The organism is Streptomyces sp. NK15101 (assembly GCF_020400725.1).
GTDB lineage: Bacteria > Actinomycetota > Actinomycetes > Streptomycetales > Streptomycetaceae > Streptomyces.
The window spans coordinates 1-25,705 of record NZ_JAINVG010000038.1 but is presented as its reverse complement, the minus strand read 5'-3'; the positions used below and the strand labels follow the sequence as shown (position 1 = coordinate 25,705).

Sequence of the window (25,705 nt, the reverse complement as noted above, 5' to 3'; positions counted from 1 at the left end):
TTCTGTTCCCCGTACTCGATGGAAAGGCCGCGGCCACGATGGTGCAGATCAAGACCCCCGAGCAGATCGCGAAGATGCGCGAGGCGGGGCTGGTCGTCGCCGCCATCCACGCGGCGACCCGCGAGGCGGCCGTGCCGGGCGCCACGACGAAGGACCTCGACGAGGTCGCGCGGAAGGTCATCGCCGACCACGGGGCGAAGTCGAACTTCCTGGGGTACGGCGGTTTCCCCGCGACGATCTGCACCTCGGTGAACGAGGTCGTCGTCCACGGCATCCCCGACGAGAAGACCGTCCTCAAGGACGGCGACATCATCTCCATCGACGCGGGCGCGATCGTGGACGGCTGGCACGGTGACGCGGCCTACACGGCCTTCGTGGGCACCGGGCACGCGCCCGAGCTCGTCGAGCTCTCCCGGGTGACCGAGGAGTCGATGTGGGCGGGCATCGCGGCGATGAAGCTCGGCAACCGCCTGGTGGACATCTCGAAGGCGATCGAGACGTACATCAAGCGGCAGCCGCGGCCGGCCGTGGGCGACCACAGCCTGGGCCGCTACGGCATCATCGAGGACTACGGCGGCCACGGCATCGGCACCGAGATGCACATGGACCCGCACCTGCTGAACTACGTCTCCCGCAAGCGCGGCAAGGGCCCGAAGCTGGTCCCCGGCTTCTGCCTGGCGATCGAGCCGATGGTCTCCCTGGGCACCCCGCACACGGAGGTCCTGAAGGACGACTGGACGGTCGTCACCACCGACGGCACCTGGTCCTCCCACTGGGAGCACTCCATCGCCCTGACGGAAGAGGGCCCGCTGGTCCTCACGGCGGTCGACGGCGGCAAGGCGAAGCTGGCCGAGCTGGGCGTGACGGCGGCGCCGGACCCGCTGGCGTAGTGCCCGGAGCGCGGTCGACGGACGAAGTCCGGCGCAGCGGGCCGAAGCCCGTGAGGCGCCCTCGGCGCCGAGCCCGCGAGGGCCGCGTGGAGGATGGGCCGGCGGCGCCGGACCCGCTGGCGTAACGATCTCCGGCGTTGGGCAGACTTCCCGATTCGTCTTTTCCTGGGGCCTGACGTAGACTGATGCGTCGGCTCTCGTGTACCCGTGTGCCTGCACGCGGCGGCGAGAGTCGATCAAGGTAGCCGATTCGAAAGGCGAAGCGTGGCCAAGAAGCAAGGTGCCATCGAAATCGAGGGCACCGTGATCGAGTCCCTCCCGAACGCCATGTTCAAGGTGGAGCTCCAGAACGGTCACAAGGTCCTCGCGCACATCTCCGGCAAGATGCGGATGCACTACATCCGGATCCTCCCGGACGACCGGGTCGTCGTGGAGCTCTCTCCGTACGACCTGACGCGTGGCCGGATCGTCTACCGGTACAAGTAGATCTTGCCCGCACCCGCCCTCCGCGCGGGTGGTGGCACTGACCCGGAGAACCTCACATCCCATGAAGGTCAAGCCGAGCGTCAAGAAGATCTGCGACAAGTGCAAGGTGATCCGCCGTCACGGCCGGGTCATGGTCATCTGCGACAACCTGCGCCACAAGCAGCGCCAGGGCTGACGCACGCCGACCGACCTGCAACTTCGCAGTTCTTCGCGCGACGCATAGCAATACGTACATACGCAGAGCCCGTCGGGCCGTGATCCACGGTTGACGGCACCTCCGGCGGGGGCCGGGGACCCGACCTGTACCTCATACGGCAGCCGGGAGCGGTTCTGCAGCAGACCCCCGAGAACACAGGAGCCATTGAATGGCACGCGTTTCCGGTGTTGACATCCCGCGTGAAAAGCGTGTGGTGGTCGCACTCACCTACGTCTTCGGTATCGGGCGTACCCGGTCCGAGGAGATTCTCGCCGCGACCGGCGTGAACCCGTCCACCCGTGTCCGCGACCTTGCCGAGGAAGACCTCGTCAAGATCCGCGAGTACGTGGACGCCAACCTCCGCACCGAGGGTGACCTCCGCCGTGAGATCGCCGCCGACATCCGCCGCAAGGTCGAGATCGGCTGCTACCAGGGCCTGCGCCACCGTCGTGGCCTGCCCGTCCGCGGTCAGCGCACCAGCACGAACGCCCGTACCCGCAAGGGCCCGCGTCGCGCCATCGCCGGCAAGAAGAAGCCGGGCAAGAAGTAGTCCACAGCGGACGACTGTCCACGGTCTTCGCTGTAGGACCGACCACCTCCCGTAGGAGTTAAGAGATGCCCCCCAAGGGACGTCAGGGCGCTGTCAAGAAGGTGCGCCGCAAGGAAAAGAAGAACGTCGCTCACGGCCACGCGCACATCAAGAGCACGTTCAACAACACGATCGTCTCGATCACGGACCCGTCCGGCAACGTGATCTCCTGGGCCTCCGCCGGCCACGTCGGCTTCAAGGGCTCGCGCAAGTCCACCCCCTTCGCCGCGCAGATGGCCGCCGAGTCGGCCGCCCGCCGCGCGCAGGAGCACGGCATGCGCAAGGTCGACGTCTTCGTCAAGGGTCCCGGCTCCGGCCGTGAGACCGCGATCCGCTCCCTCCAGGCCACGGGCCTCGAGGTCGGTTCGATCCAGGACGTCACCCCCACGCCGCACAACGGCTGCCGTCCCCCCAAGCGCCGCCGCGTCTGACGCACGGGCTGCTTGAGCAGGACTTCGGGCGGTGCGTCCCCTCTCTCGGGGGCGTGCCGCCCGTACCCTTGCAGTACGCGCAGTAAAACCACCGGGCTGCCGCCCGGTGGCTGTCGGGCGTCAAATAGTGGGCGTCCACGACTGAAGGAAACACAGACATGCTTATCGCTCAGCGTCCGTCGCTGACCGAAGAGGTCGTCGACGAGTTCCGCTCCCGGTTCGTCATCGAGCCGCTGGAGCCGGGCTTCGGCTACACCCTCGGCAACTCCCTCCGCCGTACCCTCCTCTCCTCGATCCCGGGTGCCGCTGTCACCAGCATCCGCATCGACGGTGTCCTGCACGAGTTCACCACCGTGCCGGGCGTCAAGGAGGACGTCACCGACCTCATCCTGAACATCAAGCAGCTGGTCGTCTCCTCGGAGCACGACGAGCCGGTCGTGATGTACCTGCGCAAGCAGGGCCCGGGTCTGGTCACCGCCGCCGACATCGCGCCCCCGGCCGGTGTCGAGGTGCACAACCCCGACCTCGTTCTGGCGACCCTGAACGCCAAGGGCAAGCTGGAGATGGAGCTGACCGTCGAGCGCGGTCGCGGCTACGTCTCCGCCGTCCAGAACAAGCAGGTCGGCCAGGAGATCGGCCGCATCCCGGTCGACTCGATCTACTCGCCGGTCCTCAAGGTCACCTACAAGGTCGAGGCGACCCGAGTCGAGCAGCGCACCGACTTCGACAAGCTCATCGTCGACGTCGAGACCAAGCAGGCCATGCGCCCGCGTGACGCCATGGCGTCCGCCGGCAAGACCCTGGTCGAGCTGTTCGGTCTGGCCCGCGAGCTCAACATCGACGCCGAGGGCATCGACATGGGCCCGTCCCCGACGGACGCCGCCCTCGCCGCCGACCTGGCGCTGCCGATCGAGGAGCTCGAGCTCACCGTTCGCTCGTACAACTGCCTCAAGCGTGAGGGCATCCACTCCGTGGGTGAGCTCGTCGCCCGCTCCGAGGCCGACCTGCTCGACATCCGCAACTTCGGTGCGAAGTCGATCGACGAGGTCAAGGCGAAGCTGGCCGGTATGGGCCTCGCGCTGAAGGACTCGCCGCCCGGATTCGACCCGACCGCCGCCGCCGACGCCTTCGGCGCCGACGACGACGCGGACGCCGGTTTCGTCGAGACCGAGCAGTACTAGTCGCAGTCTTGCTGCGGGCCGGTTCCGGCCGGCCGCGCAGTTCCCCGCGCCCCCACGGGTGCGCGGGGTCTCCGACGGGTGACCGCCCGCTCGGACACTGACATCGGTACCTCATACGGCCGGTGCAGATCACAAGGAGAAACACCATGCCGCGTCCCGCGAAGGGTGCCCGCCTCGGCGGTTCCGCCGCGCACGAGAAGCTGCTCCTCGCCAACCTGGCGAAGTCGCTCTTCGAGCACGGCCGCATCACCACGACCGAGGCCAAGGCCCGTCGCCTGCGTCCGGTCGCCGAGCGCCTGATCACCAAGGCGAAGAAGGGCGACATCCACAACCGTCGCCTGGTGCTGCAGTCGATCACGGACAAGGGCGTCGTCCACACGCTCTTCACCGAGATCGCCCCGCGCTACTCGGAGCGTCCGGGTGGCTACACCCGCATCACCAAGATCGGCAACCGTCGTGGCGACAACGCCCCGATGGCCGTGATCGAGCTGGTCGAGGGCGAGATCGCCAAGAAGGCGACCGTCGCCGAGGCCGAGGCCGCCACCAAGCGCGCCGTCAAGGAGGCCGACGAGGCCGCCGCCACCGAGGCTCCGGCCGAGGAGTCGAAGGACGCGTAAGCGTTTTTCCGACGTTTCTCGTGAGCGGGCCCGTACCCCCTGGGGTGCGGGCCCGTTCCCGTGTGTTTGAGAGGATCTCCGCGTGAGCGATGACGTGCAGGACGGTTTCGTACGGGTTCGGCTGGACCTCTCGTACGACGGCAAGGACTTCTCCGGCTGGGCCAAGCAGGCCCAGGGACAGCGGACCGTACAGGGAGAGATCGAGGACGCCCTGCGGACCGTGACCCGGTCCAAGGAGACGTACGAGCTGACCGTCGCCGGCCGGACCGACGCCGGCGTGCACGCGCGCGGCCAGGTCGCCCATGTCGACCTGCCCGTGGAGGTGTGGGAGGAGCACCGCGACAAGCTGCTCCGGCGGCTCGCCGGGCGGCTCCCGCACGACGTGCGGGTGTGGTCCCTCGCCGAGGCCCCCGCGGGCTTCAACGCCCGGTTCTCCGCGATCTGGCGCCGCTACGCCTACCGCGTCACCGACAACCCCGGCGGCGTCGACCCGCTGCTCCGAGGGCACGTGCTGTGGCACGACTGGGCCCTCGACATGGACGCCATGAACGAGGCCGCCACCGCGCTCGTCGGCGAGCACGACTTCGCCGCGTACTGCAAGAAGCGCGAGGGCGCCACGACCATCCGCACCCTCCAGGTGCTGCGCTGGGAGCGGCGGGAGGACGGGATCCTGGAGGCGACCGTCAAGGCGGACGCCTTCTGCCACAACATGGTCCGCTCGCTCGTCGGCGCCCTGCTCTTCGTCGGTGACGGCCACCGTCCGGTCGACTGGCCCGGCAAGGTGCTCGCCGCCGGGGTACGGGACTCGGCCGTCCACGTCGTGCGGCCGCACGGCCTCACCCTCGAAGAGGTCGGCTACCCGGAGGACGCGCTGCTCGCCGCCCGCAGCCGGGAGGCGCGCAACAAGCGGTCACTCCCCGGGAGCGCCGGCTGCTGCTGAGGCCTGGGCGCGGCCCCGGGCGTATATCTGGTTGAAGGCGAAGGTGCCGAGGTCGTCGCTGGCCTGGAAGACGGGCTTGTCGGCCTTGGTGACCTTCTTGCCGTCGGTGAACCCGGCCTGGGTGAAGTACGCGTACCGGCCGATCGCGTTCGAGCGGCGCAGGCAGACCGTGGCGTGGCAGAAATCACCCACGCCCGCGCCCGTCAGGGGCGCGATGCCGCCGGTGGCCTGGTCCTTCGCCTTCTGGGCCGCCGCCTCGGACGGGAAGACGGCGACGCCGACGGTGATCGCCACGCCGTCCTTCACATAGGTGGCGCGGAGCACCCGCTGGCAGCCGTGCCGCTTCAGGACGCTGCCGAGGCCGCCCTGCGTGACGGCCGCGCAGTTCGTCGTGGCGGAGGTCGCGCCCTTCTTGTACGCGCGGCCGTTCATGCTCAGCTTCCTGCCCGGGAAGAGGCCCTCGGCGGTCAGCGGGGCCTTGTCCTTCTTCGGGTCCGAGATGTAGTCCTTCGGGTTCGGCGGGGGCGGCGGCGCCACCGACGAGAAGGTCGGCTCGGGGGTCGGCGTGCCGGTGGGGGAGACCGTGCCGGTGGGGACCGGACCGTTCTTGGCCTGGTCGTTCTTCTTGTTGGTGCTCACGACGGCGGTCGCCACGATCGCGCCCACGGCCACCGTGGCCAGGACCCCGCCGGCGATCAGCAGGAGGCGCTTGCGGCGGCCCCGGGAGGCCGAGGCGTCGGCCAGGGCGCCCCAGTCGGGGGTGTCGCCGCCGGCCTGCGCGCCGGGGAAGGGGTTCGGCTGCGCCGGCTGCGGATAGCCGTAGCCCGGCTGCTGCCCGTTTCCCTGCTGCGGCGGGTAGCCGTACCCGGGCTGCTGTCCGTACCCCTGCTGCCCCTGCTGCTGCGGCTCCTGCGGCCACTGCGGTCCCCCAAAGCTCATGCCGCGCATCCTAAACCGGTTGGGCGGGGCCCCGGCGGGCGGTGACAATGCATCCCATGGGACACGTCGAGGCCGCGCATCTGGAGTACTACCTTCCCGACGGGAGGGTCCTGCTCGGGGACGCCTCCTTCCGGGTCGGGGAGGGCGCCGTCGTCGCCCTCGTCGGGGCCAACGGCGCCGGCAAGACCACACTGCTCCGGATGATCGCCGGGGAGATCCAGCCGCACGGCGGCACGGTCAAGGTCAGCGGCGGTCTCGGCGTGATGCCGCAGTTCGTCGGCTCCGTACGGGACGAGTCCACCGTCCGCGACCTGCTCGTCTCGGTCGCCCAGCCCCGGATCCGGGAGGCCGCGAAGGCGGTCGACGAGGCCGAGCACCTGATCATGACGGTCGACGACGAGGCCGCGCAGATGAAGTACGCGCAGGCCCTCAGCGACTGGGCCGAGGTGCAGGGGTACGAGGCCGAGACCCTCTGGGACATCTGCACCATGGCGGCGCTCGGCGTCCCGTACGAGAAGGCGCAGTTCCGGGAGGTCAGGACGCTCTCTGGCGGCGAGCAGAAGCGGCTCGTCCTGGAGTCGCTGCTGCGCGGCCCCGACGAGGTGCTGCTCCTCGACGAGCCGGACAACTACCTCGACGTGCCGGGCAAGCGGTGGCTGGAGGAGCGGCTGCGGGAGACCCGCAAGACCGTCCTCTTCATCTCCCACGACCGGGAGCTGCTCTCCCGGGCCGCCCAGAAGATCATCGCGGTCGAGCCGGGCCCGGCCGGATCGGACGTCTGGGTGCACGGCGGCGGCTTCGGCACCTTCCACGAGGCCCGCCGGGAGCGCTTCGCCCGCTTCGAGGAGCTGAAGCGGCGCTGGGACGAGAAGCACGCGCAGCTGAAGAAGCTGGTGATCACCCTGCGGCAGGCGGCCGCGGTCAGCCACGAGATGGCCTCCCGGTACGCCGCCGCGCAGACCCGGCTGAGGAAGTTCGAGGAGGCGGGGCCGCCGCCGGAGCCGCCGCGCGAGCAGGACATCCGGATGCGGCTGCGCGGCGGACGGACCGGGGTGCGGGCCGTGACCTGCGAGAACCTCGAGCTGACCGGCCTGATGAAGCCGTTCTCGCTGGAGATCTTCTACGGGGAGCGGGTCGCCGTCCTCGGCTCGAACGGCTCCGGGAAGTCGCACTTCCTGCGGCTGCTCGCGGGGGACCCGTCGGTCGCCCACACGGGCACGTGGAAGCTCGGCGCCCGGGTCGTGCCGGGGCACTTCGCGCAGACCCACGCGCACCCGGAGCTGACCGGGCGGCCGCTCGTCGACATCCTGTGGACCGAGCACGCCAAGGACCGGGGCGCGGCGATGTCGATGCTGCGGCGGTACGAGCTGGAGCGGCAGGGGGACCAGTCGTTCGACAAGCTGTCGGGCGGGCAGCAGGCGCGGTTCCAGATCCTGCTCCTGGAGCTGGCGGGCACGACGGCGCTGCTGCTCGACGAGCCGACGGACAACCTGGACCTGGAGTCGGCCGAGGCGCTCCAGGACGGGCTCGAGTCGTACGAGGGGACGGTGCTGGCCGTCACGCACGACCGGTGGTTCGCGAAGTCCTTCGACCGGTACCTGGTCTTCGGGTCGGACGGGGTCGTACGGGAGACGACCGAGCCGGTGTGGGACGAGCGGCGGGTCGAGCGGGCGCGGTGACCTCGGGCGGTCGGCGGGCCGGGCGGGCGCGGTGACCTCGGGCGTCGGCGCGTTTTGACCCGTCCGGGGTGGCGCGGGTACTGTTGCGGTTTGTTATGCGTATCGGCTTCGTCGTTCTCACGCGAAGGGCCCATACGCAAGTTCCCTGGAGCAGTTACCAGTGGCTCGCATACGGGCGGTGTCCCGGCAGTGCAGGCCCCAGCTGCATGATCGCTTCAGGTGTGTCTGGACTCCATCCACTGAAGAAGCGAAGGCTACGAAGTGCGTACGTACAGCCCCAAGCCCGGCGATGTCACTCGCCAGTGGCACATCATCGACGCGCAGGACGTTGTCCTGGGCCGCCTGGCGACGACGGCTGCGAACCTCCTCCGAGGCAAGCACAAGCCCGTCTACGCCCCCCACATGGACATGGGCGACTTCGTCATCATCATCAACGCCGACAAGGTTCACCTGTCCGGCAACAAGAAGACCCAGAAGATGGCCTACCGTCACTCTGGCTTCCCGGGTGGTCTGCGCTCCGTCCGTTACGACGAGCTGCTCGACAAGAACCCCGAGAAGGCCGTCGAGAAGGCCATCAAGGGCATGATCCCCAAGAACTCCCTGGGCCGTCAGATGCTCTCGAAGCTGAAGGTCTACGCGGGCGAGAACCACCCGCACGCTGCCCAGCAGCCGGTCCCGTTCGAGATCACCCAGGTCGCGCAGTAAGTCCGGCCACCCCCTAAGACGAAAAGAATCTGAGGAGCATCGTGGCCGAGACCACCCCCGAGACCCCCGTCGACGAGTTCGAGGGCGTCGAGGAGTACACCACCGAGACCGAGCTCGTCGAGGGTGAGTACACCTCCGAGTCCCTCGCGTCCCGCTTCGGCGACCCGCAGCCGGCCGCCGGCCTGGGCCGTCGCAAGAACGCCATCGCCCGCGTCCGGATCGTTCCGGGCACCGGCAAGTGGAAGATCAACGGTCGCACCCTTGAGGACTACTTCCCCAACAAGGTGCACCAGCAGGAAGTCAACGAGCCCTTCAAGGTGCTCGAGCTCGACAACCGCTACGACGTCATCGCCCGCATCGCGGGTGGCGGTGTCTCCGGCCAGGCCGGCGCCCTGCGCCTCGGCGTGGCCCGTGCGCTGAACGAGGCGGACGTCGAGAACAACCGCCCGGCGCTGAAGAAGGCCGGCTTCCTCTCCCGTGACGACCGTGCGGTCGAGCGGAAGAAGGCCGGTCTCAAGAAGGCCCGCAAGGCTCCGCAGTACAGCAAGCGTTAATCGCCTGCTCGGTCTGCTTTCGTACGCCCCGGCGGCACTGCCCGTGCCGTCGGGGCGTACGTTTTTTCATAACCTCTTTCGTCACCTCTTTCATCTTTCATCAGCTTGGGCACGTATTTTCGGAGGACAGCTGTGGGACGACTCTTCGGCACGGACGGCGTACGCGGCGTCGCCAACGCGGACCTGACGGCGGAACTGGCGCTCGGCCTGTCGGTCGCGGCCGCGCACGTGCTCGCCGAGGCGGGCACTTTCGAGGGCCACCGGCCGACCGCCGTGGTCGGGCGGGACCCGCGCGCCTCCGGAGAGTTCCTCGAAGCGGCCGTCGTCGCGGGCCTCGCCAGCGCCGGCGTCGACGTGCTGCGCGTCGGCGTCCTGCCCACCCCGGCCGTGGCCCACCTCACCGGCGTCCTCGGCGCCGACCTCGGCGTGATGCTCTCCGCCAGCCACAACGCCATGCCCGACAACGGCATCAAGTTCTTCGCCCGCGGCGGCCACAAGCTCGCCGACGAGCTGGAGGACAAGATCGAGGCCGTGTACGAGGAGCACCGCACCGGCGCCCCCTGGGAGCGCCCGACCGGTGCCGGCGTCGGCCGCGTGCGCGACTTCGGCGAGGGCTTCGAGACGTACGTCTCCCACCTCCTGTCCGTCCTCCCCAACCGCCTCGACGGGCTCAAGATCGTCCTCGACGAGGCCCACGGCGCCGCCGCCCACGTCTCGCCCGAGGCCTTCTCCCGCGCCGGCGCCCAGGTCGTCACCATCGGCGCCGAGCCGGACGGCCTCAACATCAACGACGGCTGCGGCTCCACCCACCTGGAGCTGCTCAAGGCCGCCGTCGTCGAGCACGGCGCCGACCTGGGCATCGCCCACGACGGCGACGCCGACCGCTGCCTCGCCGTGGACGCCGCCGGCAACGAGGTCGACGGCGACCAGATCCTCGCCGTGCTCGCCCTGGCCATGCGCGAGGCCGGCACCCTGCGCGGCGACACCGTCGTCGCCACCGTCATGTCCAACCTGGGCTTCAAGCTCGCCATGGAGCGCGAGGGCCTGAACCTCGTCCAGACCGCGGTCGGCGACCGCTACGTCCTGGAGTCCATGAAGGAGAACGGCTACGCGCTCGGCGGCGAGCAGTCGGGTCACGTCATCGTGCTCGACCACGCCACCACCGGCGACGGCACCCTCACGGGTCTGATGCTGGCCGCCCGCGTCGCCGCCACCGGCAAGTCGCTCGCGGACCTCGCCGGCGTCATGGAGCGGCTCCCGCAGATCCTCGTCAACGTCAAGGACGTCGACAAGTCCCGGGTGACCACCTCCGGCGAGCTCGCCGCGGCCGTCACCGCCGCCGAGCGCGAGCTCGGCTCCACGGGCCGCGTCCTGCTGCGCCCCTCCGGCACCGAGCCGCTCGTCCGCGTCATGGTCGAGGCCGCCGACATCGAGCAGGCCCGCGCGGTCGCGCAGCGCCTGGCGGACGTCGTGAAGTCCGCGCTGGGCTAGCCTTTCTGAGGCACCGTCATACAGGGAAGGGCCCTCGCCGCACCGGCGGGGGCCCTCGCTCGTTCCCGCGGAGGCTCAGAGCTCCGATCCGCGACGCCAGCTGCCGCGTTTCGTGTGCCACAGCATCTTCTGCCCGTACAGGGTGAGCGTCCCGGCCAGCATGATGCCGAAGAGGTTGAGCGTCAGCTGCGCGATCGAGCCCCACATCTGGCCCACGTCGCCGTAGCTGAGCGCCACCGCCGCGTTCGCTCCCGCCGGGACCGTCGTCACCGAGATCGCCACGCCCACCAGGGCCCCGGACTTGGAGGAGGTCAGGGACAGGGTGCCGGCGATGCCCGCGAGCAGCGCCACGACGAAGGAGAACGGGTCCGGCTGCCAGATGAAACTGGTGTTGGGGCGGTCCGCGTCCAGCTGCGCCTTGCTGAACAGGCCGAGCGCGTCCATCCCCAGGCTGAACACCGTCGTCGCCACCATCGCCGCCGTGAAGCCGACGAACAGCGCCATCAGCGAGCGCGCCGCCAGCTTCGGGCGCCGTTGCACGATCGCCGTGCAGACACCGGCCAGCGGGCCGAACTCCGGGCCGACCGCCATCGCGCCCACGATCAGGATCGCGTTGTCCAGGACGACACCGCAGGCCGCGATCATCGTCGCCAGGATCATGAACGCGCTGTACGTGATCGAGAGCGTCGACTCCTCGTGCGTCGCCCCCGTCAGCTGCTCCCAGACCACCGCGTCCGCGGGCTCGCCCGGGGCCTCCCGCTCGGCCGCGTCCGCGCGCGTCGACAGCGAGAGGTCGATGTCGTCCATGGCGATCGAGCCGTCCTCGTCGATCCTCAGTTCCCGCAGCCCGTTCAGCAGCTCGTGCGCCGCCTCGCGGGCCACGTCGCACAGCACCAGGTCGCCCGAGGGGTCCCGGGCGGCTCCGGCCAGCACCACCAGATGGGTGGTGCCGACCGTCGACTCGATCAGCCGGACCGCGGCGGAGGTGCGCTCGGGCGGGACGATCATCCTCAGATGCAGCATGGGAAGAGGGTACGGAGGTCAGAGCTTGCGGAGGCTCAGGCGTTGCACCTTGTGGTCGGAGCCCTTGCGGACGACGAGGGTCGCCCGGCCGCGGGTCGGGGCCACGTTCTCCAGGAGGTTGACCTTGTTGATGGTCCGCCACATCGTGCGGGCGTAGTCGAGGGCCTCCTCCTCGGAGACCTGCGTCCAGCGCCGGAAGTACGAGGACGGGTCCTGGAACGCGGTGTCGCGCAGCTTCCGGAAGCGGTTCAGGTACCAGCGCTCGATGTCCTCCGGCCGGGCGTCCACGTACACCGAGAAGTCGAAGTAGTCGGCGAGGCCGACGCGGGTGCGGCCGTCCTTGCCGGGAAGGGCCGGCTGGAGGACGTTCAGCCCCTCGACGATGAGGATGTCCGGGCGGCGGACGACGAGCCGCTCGCCGGGCACGCGGTCGTAGATCAGGTGCGAGTAGACCGGGGCCGAGACCTCCTCCTTGCCCGCCTTGACGTCCGCGACGAAGCGGGTCAGGGCCCGGCGGTCGTACGACTCGGGGAAACCCTTGCGGGACATCAGGCCGCGCGCCTTCAGCTCCTCCATCGGGTAGAGGAAGGCGTCCGTGGTCACCAGCTCCACGCGCGGGTGCTCCGGCCAGCGGGCGAGCAGCGCCTGCAGGAGCCGGGAGACCGTGGACTTGCCGACCGCCACCGAACCGGCGACCCCTATGACGAAGGGGGTGCCGCGCTGCTCGGCGCTCTCGCCGAGGAAGGTGTTCAGCGCGCCCCGGAGACCGCTGGTGGCCTGCACGTACAGGTTGAGCAGCCGGGACAGCGGGAGGTAGATGTCCCGCACCTCGTCGAGGTCGATGACGTCCCCGAGGCCGCGGAGCCGCTCGACCTCGTCGGCGGTCAGCGGGAGCGGCGTCTTGTCGCGCAGGGCGCTCCACTCACCGCGGGTGAGGTCGACGTACGGGGTCGCCTCGGACGGCCGGCGGTGCCCGGTCCCGTTCCGGGGACTTCCGTGTCCGGCGCCCTCTCCGGTCCCGGCGGCGCTGCCGGGGTCTGGGTCGGGGCCGTCCCCGCTGGCGCTTCGTGGCGGCGAAGTGATCACCCCGCCATTGTCGGGGGTCGGCGGGCTCCGTGGGCCGTGGGGTCGGTCACGCGACAAAAGCCGTTGTCGTACCCCTGACCTAGGGTGATCATGCTGATGCCGCGTGGGCTCCGGGACTTCACGCGGGGGAGCCGCCCCGAGGCGGCACTGAGAGAACAGAGAGCCGTTCACCGATGCGTACGTCCGTCAGGAGCACCGCCGTCGCCGTCACCGCAGCCTCCCTCGCGCTGTTCGTCACCGCCTGCGGCGGCGGGGAGAAGGGCGACGACGAGGACACCGGCAAGGGGGCCGCGCCGAGCGCCTCCGCCACGAGCGCCGCGCCCGCCGCGGAGGCGCTCTCCGCCGCCGAGCTGGAGAAGCTGATCGTCGAGCAGGCCGACCTGCCGGGCCACCAGGTCCAGAAGGCCAAGGCCGCGGACATCCTGAAGGCCGACGCCGTCTCCGCCGACAAGCCCTCCTGCACGCCCCTCGCCCACGCGATGTCGGCCGTCGCCACCGGCGAACCGGGCGCCTCCGCGCAGCGCAAGGCCATCGAGGTGCCGAAGACCGAAGGGGCCACGGCCTCGCCGGAGGAGGCCCTCGGCGCCCTCGCCGCGCCGATCACGAGCGTGACCCTCGGCTCGTACGAGGGGCAGGGCGCCCAGGAGGCCTTCGCCTCACTGAAGACCGCCGGCACCGACTGCGCGGGCGGGTTCACGCTCCTCGGCGGCGGCGAGAAGACGCAGATCACCAAGGTCGCGCCGGAGACGGTGTCCGCCGGCGACGAGTCGCTCGCCTGGACGGTCACCACCGGCGCGGACGGCGAGTCGTTCGTCACCAAGCTGGTCGTCTTCCGCAAGGGCAACACCCTGGCCTCCTTCTCCACCCTCAGCCTCGGCGGCAAGGTCGAGGAACTGCCGAAGGCCGTGATCGACGCGCAGGTCGCCAAGCTCGGCTGACCCCGGATCCTCCGGTGCGCCCCCGCTTCCCCCCCCGCGACACCGGCGGGGGCGCGCCCCGCGTCGACTCCGGCCGGTGGGAGGGGTTCCGGCGTAGCCTGCCGTCATGTGCGGAATCGTGGGTTACGTCGGCGGGCAGTCGGCGCTTGATGTGGTGGTCGCGGGCCTCAAGCGGCTCGAATACCGGGGCTACGACTCGGCCGGTGTCGCGGTGCTCTCCGACGGGGGGATCGCCGCGGCCAAGAAGGCGGGCAAGCTCGTCAACCTGGAGAAGGAGCTCGTCGACCGGCCGCTGCCCGGCGGCTCCGTCGGCATCGGGCACACCCGGTGGGCCACCCACGGCGGGCCCACCGACGCCAACGCGCACCCGCACCTGGACAACGCCGGACGCGTCGCCGTCGTCCACAACGGCATCATCGAGAACTTCGCCGCGCTCAGGGAGGAGCTCGCCGAGCGCGGCCACGCGCTGCTCTCCGAGACCGACACCGAGACCGTCGCCCACCTCCTCGCCGAGGAGTTCTCCTCCGCCGGGGACCTCGCCGAGGCCATGCGGCTCGTCTGCCGCCGCCTCCACGGGGCCTTCACCCTCGTCGCCGTCCACGCCGACCAGCCCGACGTCGTCGTCGGCGCCCGCCGGAACTCCCCGCTCGTCGTCGGCGTGGGGGAGGGCGAGAACTTCCTCGCCTCGGACGTGTCCGCCTTCATCGCGCACACCCGCTCCGCGATCGAACTCGGACAGGACCAGGTCGTCGAGCTGACCAGGGACGGCGTCACCGTCACCGACTTCGACGGCGTGCCCGCCGACGTCCGGGCCTACCACGTCGACTGGGACGCCTCCGCCGCCGAGAAGGGCGGCTACGCCTCCTTCATGCTCAAGGAGATCGCCGAGCAGCCCAAGGCCGTCGCCGACACCCTCCTCGGGCGGATCGACGGGGCCGGCCGCCTCACCCTCGACGAGGTGCGCATCCCCGGCGCCGTGCTCCGCGAGGCCGACAAGGTCGTCATCGTCGCCTGCGGCACCGCCTTCCACGCCGGGCTCATCGCCAAGTACGCCATCGAGCACTGGACCCGCATCCCCTGCGAGGTCGAGCTCGCCAGCGAGTTCCGCTACCGCGATCCGATCCTCAACCAGCGCACCCTCGTCATCGCGATCTCCCAGTCCGGCGAGACCATGGACACCCTGATGGCGCTCCGGCACGCCCGGGAGCAGGGCGCGAAGGTGCTCGCCGTGTGCAACACCAACGGCTCGACCATCCCGCGCGAGTCCGACGCCGTGCTCTACACGCACGCCGGGCCCGAGGTCGCCGTCGCCTCGACGAAGGCCTTCCTCACGCAGCTGGTGGCCTGTTACCTGCTCGCCCTCTACCTCGGCCAGGTGCGCGGCACCAAGTGGGGCGACGAGATCCACGCCGTCGTCCGCGACCTCGCCCGCATCGGCGACGACGTCGAGCGCGTCCTGGAGACCATGGAGCCGGTACGGGCCCTCGCCCGGTCCCTCGCCGACAAGGACACCGTCCTCTTCCTCGGCCGGCACGTCGGCTACCCGGTGGCCCTGGAAGGCGCGCTCAAGCTCAAGGAACTCGCGTACATGCACGCCGAGGGCTTCGCGGCGGGCGAGCTCAAGCACGGTCCGATCGCGCTCATCGAGGAGGACCTGCCGGTCGTCGTCGTGGTGCCCTCGCCGCGCGGGCGGTCCGTCCTCCACGACAAGATCGTCTCCAATATCCAGGAGATCCGGGCGCGGGGTGCACGGACCATCGTCATCGCCGAGGAGGGCGACGAGGCCGTCGTCCCGTACGCCGACCACCTCGTCCGCATCCCCGCCACGCCTACGCTGCTCCAGCCGCTGGTCGCCGCCGTGCCGCTCCAGGTCTTCGCCTGCGAGCTCGCCACCGCGCGGGGCAACGAGGTCGACCAGCCGCGCAACCTGGCCAAATCCGTGACCGTGGAGTGAGTGGGAAATGATCATTGGGGTGGGGATCGACGTGGCGGAGATCGACCGCTTCGCCGCGTCCATCGAACGGACGCCGGGGCTGCTCCAGCGCCTCTTCGTCGAGCGCGAGGTGCTCCTCCCGAGCGGCGAACGGCGCGGGCCCGCCTCGCTCGCCGTGCGTTTCGCCGCGAAGGAGGCCCTCGCGAAGGCGCTCGGAGCGCCGGGCGGACTGCACTGGACCGACGCCGAGGTGTACGTCGAGGGCAGCGGGCAGCCGCGGCTGCGGGTGCGGGGGACGGTGGCGGCGCGGGCGGCGGAGCTGGGCGTCCGCCACTGGCACGTGTCGTTGAGCCATGACGCGGGGGTGGCGTCGGCGGTGGTGATCGCGGAGGGGTGACCCCACCCTGCGGGGCGGCGCGGTGGGCCTGCGGCCCGGCGCGACCGCGCCCTCGCTCCCGCCGCCCCGTTGTGGGCAGTCGTTCCGCCGGGCCGGCGCCCACTCGCGCCCCCGTTGTGGGCAGTCGTTCCGCTGGGGCAAGGGGGTCCCCCCTGCTCGAGCGGAGCCGAGAGCTTGGGGGAGGGTGGGCACAACGGACGGCACCCTTTGCCGGGCCCAGGCTTCCGCGCCCTGACCCGCACCCCGTGCACAGCTCACACGTGGTGCGGGTCCAGGCTCGGAACGCGGAGGCGCCGCTGGAGGGCGCCGTCCCGTGTGCCCACCCGTCCCGCCCCAGCGGGACGACTGCCCACACGGCGGGTGGCGGGGGGGGGCCCCGCCCCGCCGGGCGCGGCCCCACACGGCGGGCGGAAGCGCGGCCCACGCGGCGGTGGCGGAAGCGCGGCCCGCGCGGCGGTGGCGGGAGCGCGGTCCGTGTGGGCGGGGAGCGGTCGGTGGGGACTGCGGGAAAGGCGGGGGCGCGGCAGACTGCTGGGCATGCGTACCGCTCATCGCGTGGAGACCGTCCGGGCCGCCGAGGCCGACCTGATGGCCCGTCTGCCGCACGGCGCCCTCATGCAGCGCGCCGCCGCCGGCCTCGCCGCCGCCTGTTGTTCGCTGCTCGGGAAGGGGCGGGTGTACGGCGCCCGGGTCGTCCTGCTCGTCGGCAGCGGGGACAACGGCGGCGACGCCCTGTACGCCGGGGCCCGGCTCGCCCGGCGCGGCGCCGGCGTGACGGCGGTGCTGCTGGGGGAGCGGGCGCACGACGGCGGGCTCGCGGCGCTCCGGGCCGCCGGAGGGCGCGTCGCCGACGAGCCGTTCGCCCCGCTCGCCCGCGCCGACCTCGTCCTCGACGGCATCACCGGCATCGGCGGGCGCGGTGGCCTCCGCCCCGACGCCGTCCCCGTGGCCAGGGCCGCGCGCGGCTCGGACGCCGTCGTCGTCGCCGTCGACCTGCCCAGCGGTGTCGACGCCGACACGGGGGAGGTCCACGGGGAGGCGCTGCGGGCCGACGCGACGATCACGTTCGGGACGTACAAGCCGGGCCTGCTCGTCGACCCGGCCAGGGAGTACGCGGGGGCGCTGCGGCTGGTCGACATCGGCCTCGGCGAGGTCCTTCCGGGGGTGCCGGACCTGGAGGCCCTCCAGCACGAGGACCTGGCGCGGCTGCTGCCGGCACCGGGCGCCGAGAGCGACAAGTACCGGCGGGGCGTCGTCGGGATCCTCGCCGGATCGGCCCGCTATCCGGGTGCCGCCGTGCTCGCGGTGGCGGGCGCGCTGCGCGGCGGGGCGGGGGCGGTGCGGTACGTGGGCCACGCCGGTGACGCCGTGATCGCCGCGCACCCCGAGACCCTGGTGCATCCGGGGCCTCCCGACAAGGCGGGGCGGGTCCAGTCGTGGGTCGTCGGGCCCGGTCTCGGGGAGGGCCCGGGCGCCGGGGTCGCCGTCGCGGAGGTCCTCGCCTCGGACGTTCCCGTGCTCGTCGACGCGGACGGCCTGCGGGGGCTCGCGCCGGACGCCGTCCGGGCCCGTACGGCTCCGACCCTGCTGACCCCGCACGCCGGCGAGGCGGCGGCGCTGCTCGGCGTCGCGCGGGAGGAGGTCGAGGCGGGGCGGCTGGCGGCGGTGCGCGAACTGGCGGGCCGCTTCGGGGCGACGGTCCTCCTGAAGGGTTCGACGACGGTGGTGTGCGGGGCGGACGGCGGGCCCGTACGGGTCAACCCGACCGGGACGTCCTGGCTGGCGACGGCCGGCAGCGGCGACGTCCTCTCCGGCCTCGCGGGCTCCCTCCTGGCGGCCGGCCTCCCGGCCCTGGACGCGGCCTCCTGCGCGGCCTACCTCCACGGGCTCGCCGCCCGGCGGGTGGCGGAGGACGGCGCACCGGTGACGGCGACGGAGGTCGCGGACTCCCTGCGGGGGGCGTGGCGGGACGTGACGGCGGGGGCGTAGGGCCGCCGGGTCCACCGCCCACACGGGCGAACACCGTTGACCCAGCCGTGGGTTCCGGCGCGCCGCCGGGGCGGGGTGCGGATTGGGTGGGTGGGGTGACCAGTTGGAGAAGCCGTACCGCGCCCCTGTTGTTCGCCCTCGCCGCCTCGCTCGCGCTGGGGCCCGTCGCCCTCGCCGACGCTCCCGTCGGCGATCCCGATCCGCTCGTCCCCGGGATCGTCGGGGCCGGGCCTGCCGAGTACCCGATGGACACGCCCGATCAGGCGTTGCCGCCCCTTCAGCCGGAGGGCGAGGTCCCCGTGCCCGAGCCCGAGGAGGAGGTCGACGAGCTGGTCGAGTACCTGCCGCGCAGCGCCGTCGGGGCCGTCGGGGCCGCCTGCACCGCGAAGGCGAGCACCTATCAGCGGCGGGTCGAGCGGCTGCTGGGGCTGCGGATCGACGGGAAGCAGTCCGTCGCCGACTGCCGGGCGATCCGCGCCTTCCAGGTGAAGGAGAAGATCAAGCCGGCCGTCGGTTACGCCGGGCCCGTCACCTGGGCCCGTGCCGAACTGCTCGCCGCCCGGAAGAAGCTCGACCCGGGCGGGCGCTGCCCGGTGAAGAAGTACGCCGTCGCCTGCGTCGACCTCGACCGCCAGCTCATGTGGGTGCGAAAAGGGAATAAGGTGACGTATCCGGTCGTCAACGTACGGACCGGACGGCCCGGTTACGCCACCCGCACCGGCTGGCACACCGTCTACTGGCGCCACAAGGACCACTGGTCGTCCATCTACGACACCCCCATGCCGTACGCCCAGTTCTTCAGCGGGGGCCAGGCCTTCCACGCCGTCTACGGGCAGCTCGCCACCCCCGGCGGCAGCCGTGGCTGCGTCAATCTGAGCCACGGCGACGCACGGAAACTCTGGGACGTCCTCCGTAAGGGTGACCGGGTCTACATCTGGGGAAAGCGGCCCGGGCACTGACACCTGAGAGACTGGGCGCGATGACTGAGACACCTCCGCCCCCCAGGGCCCGCGCCGAGATCGACCTCGGCGCGCTGCGTGCGAACGTCCGCACGCTGCGCGCCCGCGTCGCCCCCCACGTCCGGATCATGGCCGTGGTCAAGGCCGACGCGTACGGACACGGCGCCCTGCGCTGCGCCCGCGCCGCCCTGGACGCGGGCGCGGACTGGCTCGGCACGGCCACCCCGCACGAGGCGCTCGCCCTGCGCGCCGCCGGGATCACGGACGTGCCCGTCATGTGCTGGCTCTGGACCCCCGGGGACCCCTGGGACCAGGGCGTCGAGGCCGGTCTCGACATGTCCGTCAGCGGGATGTGGGCCCTGGGCGAGGTCGTCGAGGCGGCCAGGGCGGTCGGGAAGACGGCCAGGATCCAGCTCAAGGCCGACACCGGTCTCGGGCGCAACGGCTGCCAGCCCGCCGACTGGCCCGAGCTGGTCGGGGCCGCCCTGAAGGCGGAGGTCGACGGGCACGTCAAGGTGACCGGCCTCTGGTCGCACTTCGCCTGCGCCGACGAGCCGCACCACCCCTCCATCGCCGCCCAGCTCGACGTCTTCCGCTCGATGCTGGACCACGCCGAGCAGGCGGGTGTCCGCCCCGAGGTCCGGCACATCGCCAACTCCCCGGCCACCCTCACCCTGCCCGAGTCCCACTTCGACCTGGTCCGGCCCGGCATCGCGATGTACGGCGTGTCCCCGAGCCCCGAGCTCGGCACCTCCGCCGAGCTCGGCCTGCGGCCCGTCATGTCGCTCAAGGCGAGCGTGGCGCTGGTCAAGCACGTGCCCGCCGGGCACGGGGTGAGCTACGGGCACCACTACGTCACCGAGGGCGAGACCACCCTGGGGCTCGTCCCGCTCGGTTACGCGGACGGGGTTCCCCGGCACGCCTCCGGACGCGGCCCGGTCCTCGTCGGCGACCGCGTCCGCACCGTCGCCGGGCGCGTCGCCATGGACCAGTTCGTGGTCGACCTCGGCGGGGACACCCCCGAGCCCGGCACCGAGGCCGTGCTCTTCGGTCCCGGCGACCGGGGCGAGCCGACCGCCGAGGACTGGGCGGTGGCCGCCGACACCATCGCGTACGAGATCGTCACCCGGATCGGGGCGCGCGTCCCGCGCGTCTACCTGGGGGAGTAGCCCGCCATGGCGGAGTCGAGCGGGAGCAGTTGGCGGCGCGCCGGGTTCGCCGGCGCCGCGATAGGCGTCCTCGCCGCCGGAGCGGCCGCCGGGGTCGCCGTCGAGCGGCTCACCGTCGGCCGTTCCATGCGGCAGAAGGCACGGCTCGCCCTGGATGCCACCGGCCCGTACGGCGGGCTGCGCGGCACCCCCGGCCGGGCCCTCGCCGAGGACGGGACCGTCCTCTACTACGAGGTGGACGAGGTCGAGCAGGAGGCCTCGTCGGCCGGCCGCCGCCGACGGCTCTTCGGGCGGAAGGAGCCCGCCCCCGTCACCGTCGTCTTCAGCCACGGCTACTGCCTCAACCAGGACTCCTGGCACTTCCAGCGGGCCGCCCTGCGCGGGATCGTCCGCACCGTCCACTGGGACCAGCGCGGCCACGGCCGCTCCGGGCACGGGGACTCCCGGACCGGGACCGAGGGGGTGCCCGTCTCCATCGACCGGCTCGGCCACGACCTCAAGGCCGTCCTCGACGCCGCCGCCCCCGAGGGGCCGCTCGTCCTCGTCGGGCACTCCATGGGCGGCATGACGGTGATGGCGCTCGCCGAGCAGTACCCGGAGCTGATCCGCGACCGGGTCGCCGGCGTCGCCCTCGTCGGCACCTCGGCGGGGAAGCTGGCGGAGGTTTCGTACGGGCTGCCGCTCGCCGGCGTCAACGCCGTCCGGCGGGTCCTGCCGGGCGTCCTGCGGGCCCTCGGCTCCCAGGCGGAGCTGGTCGAGCGCGGGCGCCGGGCGACCGCCGACCTCTTCGCGGGGCTGATCAAGAAGTACTCGTTCGCGTCGAAGGACGTGGACCCGGCGGTGGCCCGCTTCGCCGAGCGGATGATCGAGTCGACCCCGATCGACGTGGTCGCCGCCTTCTACCCGGCCTTCGCCGAGCACGACAAGGCCGCCGCCCTCGCCGTCCTCCGCGGGCTGCCGGTGCTCGCGCTGGCCGGGGACAACGACCTGGTCACCCCCAGCTCGCACACCGAGGCCATCGCCGGCCTGCTGCCGGACGCGGAGCTGGTGATCGTCCCGGACGCGGGCCACCTGGTGATGCTGGAGCACCCGGAGGCGGTCACCGACCGGCTGGCCGACCTGCTGGTGCGCGCCGGTGCCGTCCCGGCCGGGGAGCCGTTCCGCACGAGCTAAGTTTGCGGGTATGGAAGCAGCGCACCAGCCCGTCTCCGGCGCCACCCGGCCCGTCCCCGGCGCCGACCCGTCCGTCTCCGGCGCCACCCTCTCCGTCGACTCCCCGCAGCAGATGCAGGAGCTCGGCCGCCGGCTCGCGAAGATCCTCCGTCCCGGTGACCTCGTCATGCTGACCGGTGAACTCGGCGCCGGGAAGACCACCCTGACCCGCGGCCTCGGCGAGGGGCTCGGCGTACGGGGCGCCGTCACCTCTCCGACCTTCGTCATCGCCCGCGTCCACCCGTCCCTGGTCGGCGGCCCGGCCCTGGTCCACGTCGACGCGTACCGCCTGGGCGGCGGGCTCGACGAGATGGAGGACCTCGACCTGGACGTCTCGCTGCCCGAGTCCGTGGTCGTCGTCGAGTGGGGCGACGGCAAGGTCGAGGAGCTGACCGACGACCGGCTGCACCTCCTCATCCACCGGGTGACCGGCGACACCGACGACGACCGGCGCACGGTCGTGCTGCGCGGGATCGGCGCGCGCTGGGCCGAGGAGGACCTCGCACTGGTCTGAGCGCCGTAGGTTCCGACAACGTGTCGGGAAGATGTTGCGTGGGTCCCACGAGCCGTGGTCACATGGATGCACGAGCTGGTTAGGTGTACCTAACCTACGGGAGGCATGCATGGCGACGCCCGAACGCGCGGAAACCGCCCGGGACCACGTCCCGATGAGTGAGCTGCTCGCGTCCTGCGCGGCCGCCCGGACCCTCTCGACCCCGCCACCGGAGCCGTCCGGGCAGGGGACGGAGGACGAGACCGTGCGGGACGAGGCGGCGTAGCCCACCGCCCCGGAGCACGGGTCGGACTCCACCGCCCCGACCTGCGGGGCAGGCGACACCGCACGGACGTGCGGGTCAGGCGACGACGACGACCTTCGCGCCGATCACCGCGAACGTCCACATCACGTCGCCGTCGGCCCGCTTCATCCGGATGCCGCCGGTCTTCCGGGCCGGGTCGGGGGACGGCGTCGAGCCGTCGACCGCCGCGCTGAAGCCGATCGCCACGTCCTCGGCCGTCGCGAACCGCACCACGTGCTCGATCTGCACCCCGTCCGAACCGCGCACCGAGCCCGAGCGCGAGGTCACCTTGTACGTGCCGGGGACCGGGTCGACCGTGCTCGGCCACACCGTGAACGTCCGGGTCGCCCTGCCCCCCGCGTCCACGAGCCACACCCGGCGGTCGGCGAGCGCGTACACCACCCGCTCGCCGCTGCCCGAGCCGGCGGGGACGGCGAGGGGGTCCTTGGCCGGCTTCTTCGGACCGCTGCTCGGCGAGACCGAGGGGGCGGCCGTGCCCGACGTCCGCGGCTTCGCCGACAGATCGGCCGGCGCGTTCGCCGAGGCCTGGTAGGCGAGGACGCCGACCGCGACGACGGCCGCCGCGGTGAGCCCGGCCACGAATCCCGAGCTGCTCCTTGCCACCGTTCCCACCTCTCGTACGTACGTATCGAAGGGTGACGGTAGCAGCCGCCGCCCCGAGGTTCGGGGCAGCATGCCCGGGAGCCGTAGGCTGTTCGCGTGCTGTTGCTCGCCATGGATACCGCCACCCCCGCCGTCACCGTCGCCCTCCACGACGGCGAGGCCGTCGTCGCCTCGTCGAGCCAGGTCGACGCCCGCCGCCACGGGGAGCTGCTGCTGCCCGCCGTCGACCTGGTCCTGAAGGAGGCCGGGCTGAAACTCGACGCGGTCACCGGGATCGTCGTCGGCGTCGGCCCCGGCCCGTACACCGGCCTCCGGGTCGGCCTCGTCACGGCCGCGGCCTTCTCGTCGGCGCTCGGCGTGCCGGTGCACGGCCTGTGCACCCTCGACGGCCTCGCGTACGCCTCCGGGATCGACGGGCCCTTCGCCGTCGCGACGGACGCGCGCCGCAAGGAGGTCTACTGGGCGCGGTACGAGGACTTCCGCACCCGCGCGGGCGACGCGTCCGTCGACCGGCCCGCCGACATCGCCGGGCAGCTCGCCGGGCTCCCCGTCGTCGGCGCGGGCGCCCGCCTCTACCCCGAGGCCTTCCCGGACGCCCGCGACCCCGAGCACCAGTCGGCCGCCGCGCTCGCCGGGCTCGCGGCCGAGAAGCTGGCCGGGGGCGAGGGCGGTTTCCTCGACCCGCTGCCGATGTACCTGCGCCGGCCCGACGCCCAGGTGCCGAAGAACTACAAGGTGGTCACCCCCAAGTGAGCGCCGCCGTGACCGGGGCCGTGCTGCGCGAGATGCGCTGGTGGGACATCGAGCCCGTGCTCGCGCTCGAAGCCGAGCTGTTCCCCGAGGACGCCTGGTCCGAGGGGATGTTCTGGTCGGAGCTCGCGCACGCCAGGGGCCCCCGGGCCACCCGCCACTACGTCGTCGCGGAGGACCCGGCCGACGGCCGCCTCGTCGGCTACGCCGGGCTCGCCGCCGCCGGCGGGCTCGGCGACGTGCAGACGATCGCCGTCTCCCGCGACCAGTGGGGCACGGGCCTCGGCGCCCGGCTCCTCACCGACCTGCTCAAGGAAGCCACCGCCTTCGAGTGCGAGGAGGTCCTCCTCGAAGTGCGCGTGGACAACACCCGGGCCCAGAAGCTCTACGAGCGCTTCGGCTTCGAGCCCATCGGTTTCCGGCGCGGCTACTACCAGCCGGGCAATGTCGACGCGCTCGTGATGCGACTGACCGTTCAAGGAACTGGGACTGAGATCTGATGGCTGCTGACGAACCGCTGGTACTCGGCATCGAGACCTCCTGCGACGAGACCGGCGTCGGCATCGTCCACGGGACCGCGCTCCTCGCCGACGCCGTCGCCTCCAGCGTCGACACCCACGCCCGCTTCGGCGGCGTCGTGCCCGAGATCGCCTCCCGCGCCCACCTGGAGGCCATGGTCCCGACGATCGAGCGCGCCCTGAAGACGGCCGGGATCTCCGCGAAGGACCTCGACGGCATCGCCGTCACCGCCGGACCCGGCCTCGCGGGCGCCCTGCTCGTCGGCGTCTCCGCCGCCAAGGCGTACGCCTACGCCCTCGGCAAGCCGCTCTACGGCGTCAACCACCTCGCCTCGCACATCTGCGTCGACCAGCTGGAGCACGGCAAGCTGCCCGAGCCGACGATGGCGCTGCTCGTCTCCGGCGGGCACTCCTCGCTGCTGCTCTCCGCCGACATCACCTCCGACGTGCGGCCGATGGGCGCCACCATCGACGACGCGGCGGGCGAGGCCTTCGACAAGATCGCCCGCGTCCTCGACCTCGGCTTCCCCGGCGGACCGGTCATCGACCGGCTCGCCAAGGAGGGCGACCCCGAGGCGATCGCCTTCCCGCGCGGTCTCAGCGGCTCCCGCGACCCCGCCTACGACTTCTCCTTCTCCGGCCTCAAGACCGCCGTGGCCCGCTGGATCGAGGCCAAGCGGGCGGCCGGCGAGGACGTGCCCGTACGGGACGTGGCCGCGTCCTTCCAGGAGGCGGTCGTCGACGTGCTCACCCGCAAGGCCGTCCGGGCCTGCAAGGACGAGGGCGTCGACCACCTGATGATCGGCGGCGGCGTCGCCGCCAACTCGCGGCTGCGGGCGCTCGCCGAGGAGCGCTGCGAGCGCGCCGGGATCCGGCTGCGGGTGCCGCGCCCCGGCCTGTGCACCGACAACGGCGCGATGGTCGCGGCCCTCGGCTCCGAGATGGTCGCCCGCAACCGGCCGGCCTCGGACCTGGAGCTGTCGGCGGACTCGTCCCTGCCGGTGACGGACCCCCACGTGCCGGGTGGTTCCCACGACCACGGCCACGATCACGTGCACGAGGTCAGCAAGGAGAACCTGTACTCGTGAGGCTCACGCTCATGTGGGAGGCCAGGGCCGCCCAGGGCCGGGGCGCCGAGCTCCTGGAGTGGGCACGGGCCCAGGTCCTCGCCCGTGAGCCGGTCCGCCGGGAGCTCTTCCGGGCCCCGCAGGACCGGGTCCTCGTCCTCACCTGGTGGGAGGCGGAGGCCTTCGACGCGGCGCTGCCCGAGCTGCCGGAGCCGGACGCGGAGCTGATCACCCGTCCGGTCCACCGCTGGCGCTTCGAATCGGTCGAGTAGTCGATTTCCGACCGGAAATAGAGCAACCTTTCGACTCCGTCGGGCATCCCACAGCGCGTGAAGAAGACGATCGCGCTGTGGGCGGCCCTGACCGCCGTCGCCCTCCTGGTGACCGGCTGCACGGTGGAAGGACCCGCCGCCGCTCGAACCCCCGCCCCGGCGAGGACGACCGCCCCGGCGGCCGGGCACGAGGCCCCCGACGCCCCCGACGCCCCCGCCGCCCCCGACGCCCCCCCCCCCCCCCGCGCCCCCCCCGCCCCCCCCGGCCCGGGC

The 25,705-nt window shown here is 72.2% G+C and carries 29 protein-coding genes and 1 pseudogene; 26 read left to right on the top strand and 4 right to left on the bottom strand.

Going from position 1 to position 25,705, the window contains the following annotated elements; all coding sequences use genetic code 11:
• Positions 1-38 precede the first annotated feature (38 nt).
• The 8 genes from map (at position 39) to truA (ending at position 5,330) form a co-directional block, all read left to right on the top strand.
• Positions 39-890, top strand: coding sequence for a type I methionyl aminopeptidase (gene map / locus K7G60_RS20965; RefSeq protein ID WP_225802483.1), 852 nt, complete (start codon positions 39-41; stop codon positions 888-890).
• Between the two features lie 264 nt (positions 891-1,154).
• Positions 1,155-1,376 carry a translation initiation factor IF-1 gene (gene infA / locus K7G60_RS20960; RefSeq protein WP_003956442.1) on the top strand — a complete coding sequence of 74 codons (222 nt, stop codon included), beginning with the start codon at positions 1,155-1,157 and terminating at the stop codon, positions 1,374-1,376.
• Positions 1,377-1,437: 61 nt separating this feature from the next.
• Complete coding sequence (gene rpmJ / locus K7G60_RS20955; RefSeq protein ID WP_003956441.1) at positions 1,438-1,551, top strand: 50S ribosomal protein L36; 114 nt, start codon at positions 1,438-1,440, stop codon at positions 1,549-1,551.
• Between the two features lie 190 nt (positions 1,552-1,741).
• Complete coding sequence (rpsM, locus tag K7G60_RS20950; protein WP_030209021.1) at positions 1,742-2,122, top strand: 30S ribosomal protein S13; 381 nt, start codon at positions 1,742-1,744, stop codon at positions 2,120-2,122.
• Between the two features lie 65 nt (positions 2,123-2,187).
• On the top strand, positions 2,188-2,592 hold the full coding sequence (gene rpsK, locus K7G60_RS20945; protein WP_017949643.1) for a 30S ribosomal protein S11: 405 nt from the start codon (positions 2,188-2,190) through the stop codon (positions 2,590-2,592).
• A gap of 158 nt (positions 2,593-2,750) precedes the next feature.
• Positions 2,751-3,773 (top strand): DNA-directed RNA polymerase subunit alpha, encoded by a 1,023-nt coding sequence (locus K7G60_RS20940; protein ID WP_004946635.1) that lies wholly within the window; start codon positions 2,751-2,753, stop codon positions 3,771-3,773.
• Between the two features lie 146 nt (positions 3,774-3,919).
• The gene (gene rplQ / locus K7G60_RS20935; RefSeq protein ID WP_225802482.1) at positions 3,920-4,390 is read left to right on the top strand and encodes a 50S ribosomal protein L17; all 471 of its coding nucleotides are present in this window, start codon (positions 3,920-3,922) and stop codon (positions 4,388-4,390) included.
• Positions 4,391-4,472: 82 nt separating this feature from the next.
• Entirely contained in the window at positions 4,473-5,330 is an 858-nt protein-coding gene (truA, locus tag K7G60_RS20930) for a tRNA pseudouridine(38-40) synthase TruA (RefSeq protein WP_225802481.1), read from the top strand.
• On the opposite strand, the gene K7G60_RS20925 is transcribed toward truA, so the two are convergent.
• Positions 5,301-6,269, bottom strand: a complete 969-nt coding sequence (locus K7G60_RS20925) for a hypothetical protein (protein ID WP_225802480.1) — start codon at positions 6,267-6,269, stop codon at positions 5,301-5,303. The genes truA and K7G60_RS20925 overlap by 30 nt on opposite strands.
• Before the next feature lie 56 nt (positions 6,270-6,325).
• On the opposite strand from K7G60_RS20925, the gene K7G60_RS20920 reads away from it, so the two are divergent.
• From K7G60_RS20920 to glmM, 4 genes are all read left to right on the top strand, one after another.
• Positions 6,326-7,948 (top strand): ABC-F family ATP-binding cassette domain-containing protein, encoded by a 1,623-nt coding sequence (locus tag K7G60_RS20920; protein ID WP_225802479.1) that lies wholly within the window; start codon positions 6,326-6,328, stop codon positions 7,946-7,948.
• A 261-nt stretch (positions 7,949-8,209) separates the two neighbouring features.
• Positions 8,210-8,653, top strand: coding sequence for a 50S ribosomal protein L13 (gene rplM / locus K7G60_RS20915; protein ID WP_225802478.1), 444 nt, complete (start codon positions 8,210-8,212; stop codon positions 8,651-8,653).
• A gap of 41 nt (positions 8,654-8,694) precedes the next feature.
• On the top strand, positions 8,695-9,207 hold the full coding sequence (rpsI, locus tag K7G60_RS20910; RefSeq protein ID WP_015035601.1) for a 30S ribosomal protein S9: 513 nt from the start codon (positions 8,695-8,697) through the stop codon (positions 9,205-9,207).
• A gap of 132 nt (positions 9,208-9,339) precedes the next feature.
• Positions 9,340-10,698, top strand: a complete 1,359-nt coding sequence (gene glmM, locus K7G60_RS20905) for a phosphoglucosamine mutase (RefSeq protein ID WP_225802477.1) — start codon at positions 9,340-9,342, stop codon at positions 10,696-10,698.
• Between the two features lie 75 nt (positions 10,699-10,773).
• Here glmM and K7G60_RS20900 read toward each other — a convergent pair whose 3' ends face one another.
• Positions 10,774-11,721 (bottom strand): DUF389 domain-containing protein, encoded by a 948-nt coding sequence (locus K7G60_RS20900; protein WP_225802476.1) that lies wholly within the window; start codon positions 11,719-11,721, stop codon positions 10,774-10,776.
• 18 nt (positions 11,722-11,739) lie between these two features.
• Complete coding sequence (gene coaA, locus K7G60_RS20895; protein ID WP_225802475.1) at positions 11,740-12,807, bottom strand: type I pantothenate kinase; 1,068 nt, start codon at positions 12,805-12,807, stop codon at positions 11,740-11,742.
• A gap of 173 nt (positions 12,808-12,980) precedes the next feature.
• Here coaA and K7G60_RS20890 point away from each other — a divergent pair, with 173 nt between their 5' ends.
• From K7G60_RS20890 to K7G60_RS20850, 9 genes are all read left to right on the top strand, one after another.
• On the top strand, positions 12,981-13,745 hold the full coding sequence (locus K7G60_RS20890; protein ID WP_225802474.1) for a hypothetical protein: 765 nt from the start codon (positions 12,981-12,983) through the stop codon (positions 13,743-13,745).
• A 106-nt stretch (positions 13,746-13,851) separates the two neighbouring features.
• A complete protein-coding gene (gene glmS / locus K7G60_RS20885; RefSeq protein WP_225802473.1) occupies positions 13,852-15,699 on the top strand; it encodes a glutamine--fructose-6-phosphate transaminase (isomerizing) in 1,848 nt (615 codons plus the stop codon).
• A gap of 7 nt (positions 15,700-15,706) precedes the next feature.
• A complete protein-coding gene (locus K7G60_RS20880; RefSeq protein ID WP_190157440.1) occupies positions 15,707-16,075 on the top strand; it encodes a holo-ACP synthase in 369 nt (122 codons plus the stop codon).
• A gap of 537 nt (positions 16,076-16,612) precedes the next feature.
• Positions 16,613-18,064: an NAD(P)H-hydrate dehydratase gene (locus K7G60_RS20875; protein ID WP_225802472.1), complete on the top strand. Its 1,452-nt coding sequence runs from the start codon at positions 16,613-16,615 to the stop codon at positions 18,062-18,064.
• A 95-nt stretch (positions 18,065-18,159) separates the two neighbouring features.
• Positions 18,160-19,023, top strand: a complete 864-nt coding sequence (locus K7G60_RS20870; protein WP_225802471.1) for a L,D-transpeptidase — start codon at positions 18,160-18,162, stop codon at positions 19,021-19,023.
• Between the two features lie 20 nt (positions 19,024-19,043).
• The gene (alr, locus tag K7G60_RS20865; protein WP_225802470.1) at positions 19,044-20,192 is read left to right on the top strand and encodes an alanine racemase; all 1,149 of its coding nucleotides are present in this window, start codon (positions 19,044-19,046) and stop codon (positions 20,190-20,192) included.
• Positions 20,193-20,198: 6 nt separating this feature from the next.
• Positions 20,199-21,365: an alpha/beta fold hydrolase gene (locus K7G60_RS20860; protein ID WP_225802469.1), complete on the top strand. Its 1,167-nt coding sequence runs from the start codon at positions 20,199-20,201 to the stop codon at positions 21,363-21,365.
• Positions 21,366-21,375: 10 nt separating this feature from the next.
• Positions 21,376-21,918 carry a tRNA (adenosine(37)-N6)-threonylcarbamoyltransferase complex ATPase subunit type 1 TsaE gene (gene tsaE, locus K7G60_RS20855; RefSeq protein ID WP_225802468.1) on the top strand — a complete coding sequence of 181 codons (543 nt, stop codon included), beginning with the start codon at positions 21,376-21,378 and terminating at the stop codon, positions 21,916-21,918.
• A 109-nt stretch (positions 21,919-22,027) separates the two neighbouring features.
• Complete coding sequence (locus K7G60_RS20850) at positions 22,028-22,183, top strand: hypothetical protein (protein ID WP_225802467.1); 156 nt, start codon at positions 22,028-22,030, stop codon at positions 22,181-22,183.
• A 75-nt stretch (positions 22,184-22,258) separates the two neighbouring features.
• Here the strand turns inward: K7G60_RS20850 and K7G60_RS20845 are convergent, their stop codons facing one another.
• Positions 22,259-22,801, bottom strand: coding sequence for a hypothetical protein (locus K7G60_RS20845; RefSeq protein WP_225802519.1), 543 nt, complete (start codon positions 22,799-22,801; stop codon positions 22,259-22,261).
• Positions 22,802-22,921: 120 nt separating this feature from the next.
• On the opposite strand from K7G60_RS20845, the gene tsaB reads away from it, so the two are divergent.
• The 5 genes and pseudogenes from tsaB to K7G60_RS20820 form a co-directional block, all read left to right on the top strand.
• On the top strand, positions 22,922-23,578 hold the full coding sequence (gene tsaB, locus K7G60_RS20840; protein WP_225802466.1) for a tRNA (adenosine(37)-N6)-threonylcarbamoyltransferase complex dimerization subunit type 1 TsaB: 657 nt from the start codon (positions 22,922-22,924) through the stop codon (positions 23,576-23,578).
• Between the two features lie 32 nt (positions 23,579-23,610).
• The gene (gene rimI / locus K7G60_RS20835; RefSeq protein WP_225802518.1) at positions 23,611-24,075 is read left to right on the top strand and encodes a ribosomal protein S18-alanine N-acetyltransferase; all 465 of its coding nucleotides are present in this window, start codon (positions 23,611-23,613) and stop codon (positions 24,073-24,075) included.
• Positions 24,075-25,181: a tRNA (adenosine(37)-N6)-threonylcarbamoyltransferase complex transferase subunit TsaD gene (gene tsaD / locus K7G60_RS20830; protein ID WP_225802465.1), complete on the top strand. Its 1,107-nt coding sequence runs from the start codon at positions 24,075-24,077 to the stop codon at positions 25,179-25,181. The genes rimI and tsaD overlap by 1 nt, the downstream gene beginning before the upstream one ends.
• 11 nt (positions 25,182-25,192) lie before the next feature.
• Positions 25,193-25,432, top strand: a complete 240-nt coding sequence (locus tag K7G60_RS20825; protein WP_225802517.1) for a hypothetical protein — start codon at positions 25,193-25,195, stop codon at positions 25,430-25,432.
• 57 nt (positions 25,433-25,489) lie between these two features.
• Positions 25,490-25,705: pseudogene (locus K7G60_RS20820) on the top strand (polysaccharide deacetylase family protein); the annotation flags it as partial.